Below are 6,234 nucleotides of genomic sequence, written 5' to 3' on the forward strand. Positions count from 1 at the left end.
TATGACGCAGGAAAAGATTTATGAAGCATTAAACGAGGTATTTCGTGATGTTTTTGATGATGAAGATATTACAGTAACAGCAGAAACGACGGCCAATGACATTGAGGATTGGGATAGTCTGGAGCATATCAACCTTGTGGTTGCCGTGGAGCAGTACTTTCAGATGAAGTTTACTATGGGCGAGGTTACCAGTATGAAGAATGTGGGAGAGATGGTAGCGATCATCCAGGAACGAGGGAAGCAGGAATGAATGATTACCGGTATGAGGAAATAGAGATAGGGACAGAAGAAAAATTTGAGGTTATTATTACAAAGGAAATGATGGAGAAATTTAAGGATATTACTGGTGATGTTAATCCGTTGCACTGTGATAAGGAATTTGCTGCTTTGCAGGGATACCCGTCAGAGGTCGTGTACGGTATGTTGACAGCGAGCTTTTATTCTACACTGGGAGGAGTCTATCTTCCGGGAAAATATTGTTTAATTCACAGTATAGAAGTGAAATTTTCAAGTCCGGTGTATATAGGTGACAGGCTGCTCATTGAAGGAAAAGTAACCGAAAAAAATGATATCTTTCAGTTTCTGACAATTAAGGTGACAATAAGAAATCAGCATGGAAAGAAGGTTTCCAGAGGAATAATGAAAGCAGGAGTACAGAATGCGGGATAAAATATTACTTGTAATTGGAGCTTCTTCCGACGTGGGAATATCTTATATCAAAAGATATCATGGAGCTTATCAAAAAATCATAGCTCATTATCGTTCTTCTTCAGAAAAGCTGGAAACATTAGAGGATATAATCGGAGAAAAGTTGGTTTTATTAAAAGCAGATTTATCTTCTGAAGAAGAAACTTACAGATTGGTGGAAGAAATTACATCATTGGGAGAAATGCCAACTCATATATTACATCTTTCTGCAAATAAATATGCAAATTATAAATTTCAAAAAATTAGCTGGGAAGTTTTTCAAAGAGATATAGATGTACAGTTGCGGTCTGCTGTGATTATATTAAATAAGCTGTTACCAGAAATGAAAAAGAAAAAATATGGGAAAGTAGTTGTTATGCTGTCTTCATGTACAGAAAATATAGCACCTAGCTATTTATCCAGTTATGTTTCGGTAAAGTATGCCCTCCTGGGGTTGGTAAAGGCTTTAGCTTCCGAATATGCGGCACAGGGAATTTGTATCAATGGAGTATCACCGTCTATGATGGAAACAAAGATGGTAAGTGAGATCCCTTCGCTGGTTGTTGAGCAAAATGCAGAAAAAAATCCGCAAAAAAGAAATGCAAGAGTAGAGGATGTATGCCCTGCTATTGAATTTTTGTTGTCAGAGGAGGCAGGGTTTGTTACAGGACAGAATATACTAGTATCTGGTGGAGGGAATTAGGGAGGAGAAAAGGTGCCAATTACAAAGTTAAATTTTCTTTTTATTATAATAATTCTTTGTGGAATATATTATGCTATTCCAAAGCGTTATCAACGGATTATTTTACTGGCAGGGAGTATGGGACTTTACTTTTGGTTTGCCGGGAAAGAAGGCTTTGTTTTTCTCTTTGTGGCAGGCATGGTAGCATGGATAGCCGGGATAAGCATGGGAAAATGCGAAACGGGGAAAAGGCGTTCTGTAATTTTCTGGATAGGTTTTACTTTTATATTTGGAATGTTATTTGTGTTTCAGTATAGCAATTTTGTAATAGAAAATTTAAATAGAGTTTTTACAATACGATATATAGAAAAAACAGCACCAATAGGAATTTCTTTTTATTCTTTAAGCTTGCTGTCTTATATTATTGATGTATATTGGAAAATACAAGTACCAGAAAAAAATTTAGGGAAAGTGCTTCTTTTTGGATTTTATTTTCCTTGTATAACAATGGGGCCAATTTTAAGATATCGTCAGGTAGAAAATCAATTTTGCAGAGGATATGCATTTGATGGAAAAAAAGTAGCTTTTGGAATGCAGAGAGTTCTGTGGGGATTATTTAAAAAGCTTGTAGTAGCAGAGAGACTGGCAGTTTTGGTAAACCAGATTTATGGTTCGTATACTGCGTATACAGGAATTGAAATAGCGGGGGCAACTTTTGTAGCTGCAATAAGACTATATATGGATTTTTCATCAGCTATGGATATTGTGCTTGGAATTTCTTCCATGTTTGGTATTGATTTGCCAGAAAATTTTGAGCAACCATTTTTAGCAGAAACTCTAGCAGAGTTTTGGAGAAGGTGGCACATTACATTAGGAGCATGGCTCAAGGATTATATTTATTATCCAGTAATGAAAAGCGGTTTGATACAAATGATAAGTAGATTTTTTAGAAAACATTTCGGAAAAAAGGCTGGAAAAAGAGCAGCCACCTTTTTGGCAATGTTTATTTTATGGGTGTGTGCAGGTATCTGGCATGGTGGGGCATGGAAATATATTCTTGGTTTTGGGGTAACAACATGGTTTTTTATACTTTTGGAAGAAGTGTTGGAGCCTTATATAAAAGCTTTTTGTGAGAAGTTACATATTAATAGGAAGGCGTTATGGTATATTTGGCTGCGGAGAGGAAAAACTTTTTTGATGTTCTCTTGTACGGTATTATTTTTCTTTAGTCAAAGTTTGCTAGAAGGTATAGATATGTATTCTCATGCATTTTTGAATATTGGTATTATGCCATTTGGAACTTTTGTTTTACGTCTAAAGGAAGTGGTTTTAACTTGTTATTCTCGGTATGAATTTTTACAGCTTGGATATGGATTAATTGTATGTATAGTGGTTTTTGTATTAAATCGGAAGGGTAATTTGCAGGAAAAAGTGGCTGGATTGTTGTTTCCATTTCGGTGGGGATTGTACTATTTACTAATTTTTTCGATTCTTTTATTTGCAGTAAATGGAATCAATGTAATGGAGGGCTTCTTATATGCAAATTTTTAAAAAGGGTGTAAAAATAGCAGCTTTTTTTGCTCTTGGAGTTTTTTTGCTTTTTATAGTGAATGAAGCCTATTTAGCTTCTTCTTATGTAAAACTTATGTTTCATGAATTATACCATCAGGAGAAAAATATAGATTTATTTTTTTGCGGAGCTTCCCATACTTACAGAAGCTTTGTTCCATCAATATTTGATGAGGAATTGGAGATAAATTCTTTTAATTTGGGAACTTCTAACCAGACTTATGAGGGAGGTTATTTCCTATTAAAAGAAGCTTTAAAAAAGAATAGGCCATCTACAGTAGTGATGGAAATAACATATTCAAATCTTGAGTACGTTGATGGAGAGACAAAACTGAGTGATTATATATTATTAGACAATATGCGTAATGGGGCAAATAAGTGTAATTATGTGAAATCCGCAATGGAAACAGAAGAATTAGCAGAGGTGATGTTTCCCTGTTACAGAAACCGAAGTACGAAAACTCCTTTGGAAGCAATAAAAAATTTAAAGGATAAATGGGAGAATGGGTACTTTAAAAATCTTCCAATTAAAGTTTTCAGGGATGGAAAAATATTGGAGGAATATCAGGAAAAGGGATTTGTTTATAGTTATGATAGTTTTGAGGAGAGAGAACTGGTGGTAGAGCCATATCCTTGGAAAAAAGAAACGATCCATGAACAGAAAATTTTTTGGCTGAAAAAAACTACTGCTTTGTGTAAGGAAAAAGGTATTGATATCATATGGGTGACAGCACCAATACCGGAAGTGTCCATTATAAAATTGGAAAATTATGAAGAAATTCATTTATTTATAGAGCAACTGGCACAAGAAACCGGGGTGGAATATTATGATTTTAATTATTGCAAAAGGGAGTATCTGCCAAGAAATGATAAGATCTATTATTATGATTCAAGCCACATGAATGGAAAATATGCTTTGTTGTTTAGCGATGGGGTAGCTAGAATATTGAAGGAAAGAAAAATGGAAAATTTTGATAAGGAAAACTATTTTTATAATAGCTATGATGAGTGGAAAGAAGGAGTGTTACCATGCAATTCAGAGATTTAAAAACCCAATACCAAACATTAAAACCGGAAATCGATCAAGCTGTCATTAAGGTTATGGAAGAATCAAATTTCATCTCCGGCACTCAGGTAACAGAGCTGGAAGTCCAGCTTGCTTCCTATGTGGGAGCAAAGCACTGTATTACCTGTGCTAATGGTACCGATGCCTTAACTCTTGCTTTGATGGCATGGAATGTTGGAGTTGGAGATGCTGTTTTTGTACCGGATTTTACTTTCTTTGCTTCTGGTGAAACGGTAGCTTATGAAGGTGCTACACCGATTTTCGTGGATATAGAAGAGGATAGCTTTAATATGTCCCCCACTTCTCTGGAGCAGGCAATTGAGATTGTGTTAAAGGAAGGAAAGCTTACACCAAAGGTGATTGTAGCAGTTGATTTGTTTGGCCAGCCGGCTGATTATGTAGCTATCAGAAAGCTTGCTGACAAATATGGGCTTTACATATTAGAGGATGGAGCCCAGGGCTTTGGTGGAAGGATTCTGATAGATGGTACAGAGCATAGAGCCTGTAGCTTTGGAGATATTTCCACGACTTCTTTCTTCCCTGCAAAGCCGTTGGGCTGCTATGGAGATGGCGGTGCTATTTTTACCGACAATGATACATGGGCAGATTTGCTTCGTTCCCTGCGGATTCATGGAAAGGGTTCGGACAAATATGACAATGTAGGGATTGGCATGAATTCCCGTCTGGATACCATACAGGCGGCTATCCTACAGGTCAAGCTGAAGGCATTTGAGGATTATGAATTGGAAGATGTGAACAAGGCAGCAGCTATTTACACCAGAGAGCTATCTGGGAAAAAGGAGCTGGAAGGGCTTGTGAAAGTGCCTGCAGTGAAGGAAAGCTTTTATTCCAGCTGGGCACAGTATTCCATTTTGCTGAACAGTGAGGAGGAACGGGATGGATTACAGGCTTATTTAAAGGAAAAAGGAATCCCGACGATGGTTTATTATCCAAAGCCGATGCATGAGCAGACTGCCTTTGCTGGAATGGATTGTGTGAAGGTGGATTTGAGTGTTTCTGCCGGGCTTTGCAAGAGAGTACTGGCGTTGCCGCTGCATCCGTATTTGAAGGAAGAGGAGCAGAAGCAGATTGTGGAGGCTGTGAAGAGCTTTTTCTAATAAGTTGGGATTGAATTAGAAAAGATTATGTGATACTATAATTATACAAAAAGTGATATTTTTACTTGACATATTTTTTAAGACATACATGGTGAGTTTATATATAATCTTTTTTAGGGAGGTTGTATATGAACAGTAAAGAAGAGAACTATACGAAAGAAAAGGAGGAAGATACTATGGCTGCGCTTACCAAACCAACCAATAAGGCATTTGTTTTAAACCCAAAGAAATCAGAAGCTTTTTTGAAACAAGACAATAGTCAATTTAAAAACGTTATGGCTAAATTTGAAAAATTTACAAAAAAAGAAAGCCGTGGTACTTCTAAAAGGTAATTAATGTCCAAGTATACATATGGTGAAGAAGTTGAATATTCATTGGATTTATTACAGATAAAAGATAAAAATAAAGTAAAACAATTTACGTGCGGCAATTCGAAGTTAGATGCATTTATACAGAACGACATAATTCCAGGAGATGAGGTTATTAATGAAGATGGTCTTATATTTAAGGCAGAGGATAACCAAAATGGAAAAATTATAGCAATCATTTCAATTGCTGTTTCTGGTATTGTTTTTACTCAGACAAATTATATGAAATTATTGCCGTCAGTTAAAATTGATATTTTTGCAGTTGATGTAGATTATCAAAAGATGCATTACAATGAAGAATCTGCTAATGATAAAGAACCAGATAATCATTTCTATCTTAGCGATAGCATACTGGCAAAAGTTATTCAACACTGTAAAGAGATTTCGGAAAAAATGGCTTTAGTGGAGTATATTTTGCTATATGCTGATAGAAAAGCATATCGGTTCTATGAAAGGAATGGTTTTCAGAATTTCGAAGCCTATATGGAGAAAGAAAATAATATGGAAATCAATCAGAACATTCCAATGTATATGAAATTATAAGAGTAAACCAAATCGTCGCTCCATAACTAAAATTAGTTACGGAGCGATACTTTTTTATTTTGGTAAGCGCCCAATAGCACGTACCTTGTGGTACACAGATAGTGTCAGCTTTAAGGGATAGTGTCAATAGTTTTTCGGTAAACGATGAATAATCCACCGTATGGAATTATTCATCTGCCTATGTTTTAATTAAAAGAATAG

General features: G+C 35.8%; 8 protein-coding genes. All 8 read left to right on the forward strand.

Annotated features, from left to right (window positions below; genetic code table 11):
- Window position 1: 1 nt before the first annotated feature.
- The 8 genes from ASU35_RS10455 to ASU35_RS10490 all read left to right on the forward strand — a co-directional run bounded on the left by ASU35_RS10455 (window position 2) and on the right by ASU35_RS10490 (window position 6,033).
- Window positions 2–250, forward strand: coding sequence for an acyl carrier protein (locus ASU35_RS10455; protein WP_058352967.1), 249 nt, complete (start codon window positions 2–4; stop codon window positions 248–250).
- Complete coding sequence (locus ASU35_RS10460) at window positions 247–669, forward strand: MaoC/PaaZ C-terminal domain-containing protein (protein WP_058352968.1); 423 nt, start codon at window positions 247–249, stop codon at window positions 667–669. Before ASU35_RS10455 ends, ASU35_RS10460 begins: the two co-directional genes overlap by 4 nt.
- Entirely contained in the window at window positions 659–1,390 is a 732-nt protein-coding gene (locus tag ASU35_RS10465) for an SDR family NAD(P)-dependent oxidoreductase (RefSeq protein WP_058352969.1), read from the forward strand. Before ASU35_RS10460 ends, ASU35_RS10465 begins: the two co-directional genes overlap by 11 nt.
- Before the next feature lie 12 nt (window positions 1,391–1,402).
- Window positions 1,403–2,920, forward strand: a complete 1,518-nt coding sequence (locus ASU35_RS10470) for an MBOAT family O-acyltransferase (protein WP_058352970.1) — start codon at window positions 1,403–1,405, stop codon at window positions 2,918–2,920.
- Window positions 2,907–3,986 (forward strand): hypothetical protein, encoded by a 1,080-nt coding sequence (locus tag ASU35_RS10475; protein ID WP_058352971.1) that lies wholly within the window; start codon window positions 2,907–2,909, stop codon window positions 3,984–3,986. The genes ASU35_RS10470 and ASU35_RS10475 overlap by 14 nt, the downstream gene beginning before the upstream one ends.
- Window positions 3,968–5,122, forward strand: a complete 1,155-nt coding sequence (locus tag ASU35_RS10480) for a DegT/DnrJ/EryC1/StrS family aminotransferase (RefSeq protein WP_058352972.1) — start codon at window positions 3,968–3,970, stop codon at window positions 5,120–5,122. The genes ASU35_RS10475 and ASU35_RS10480 overlap by 19 nt, the downstream gene beginning before the upstream one ends.
- A gap of 128 nt (window positions 5,123–5,250) precedes the next feature.
- Entirely contained in the window at window positions 5,251–5,454 is a 204-nt protein-coding gene (locus tag ASU35_RS10485; RefSeq protein WP_058352973.1) for a hypothetical protein, read from the forward strand.
- A gap of 3 nt (window positions 5,455–5,457) precedes the next feature.
- Window positions 5,458–6,033 (forward strand): GNAT family N-acetyltransferase, encoded by a 576-nt coding sequence (locus ASU35_RS10490; protein WP_058352974.1) that lies wholly within the window; start codon window positions 5,458–5,460, stop codon window positions 6,031–6,033.
- Window positions 6,034–6,234 lie beyond the last annotated feature (201 nt).

This window comes from Acetivibrio ethanolgignens (assembly GCF_001461035.1).
GTDB classification, from domain to species: Bacteria; Bacillota; Clostridia; order Lachnospirales; family Lachnospiraceae; genus Velocimicrobium; species Velocimicrobium ethanolgignens.

Excerpts from the sequence above, each read along its gene's own strand:
- ASU35_RS10455 (WP_058352967.1), top strand. The coding sequence starts at position 2 with ATGACGCAGGAAAAGATTTATGAAGCATTAAACGAGGTATTTCGTGAT.
- ASU35_RS10460 (WP_058352968.1), top strand. The coding sequence starts at position 247 with ATGAATGATTACCGGTATGAGGAAATAGAGATAGGGACAGAAGAAAAA.
- ASU35_RS10465 (WP_058352969.1), top strand. The coding sequence starts at position 659 with ATGCGGGATAAAATATTACTTGTAATTGGAGCTTCTTCCGACGTGGGA.
- ASU35_RS10475 (WP_058352971.1), top strand. The coding sequence starts at position 2,907 with ATGCAAATTTTTAAAAAGGGTGTAAAAATAGCAGCTTTTTTTGCTCTT.
- ASU35_RS10480 (WP_058352972.1), top strand. The coding sequence starts at position 3,968 with ATGCAATTCAGAGATTTAAAAACCCAATACCAAACATTAAAACCGGAA.
- ASU35_RS10485 (WP_058352973.1), top strand. The coding sequence starts at position 5,251 with ATGAACAGTAAAGAAGAGAACTATACGAAAGAAAAGGAGGAAGATACT.
- ASU35_RS10490 (WP_058352974.1), top strand. The coding sequence starts at position 5,458 with ATGTCCAAGTATACATATGGTGAAGAAGTTGAATATTCATTGGATTTA.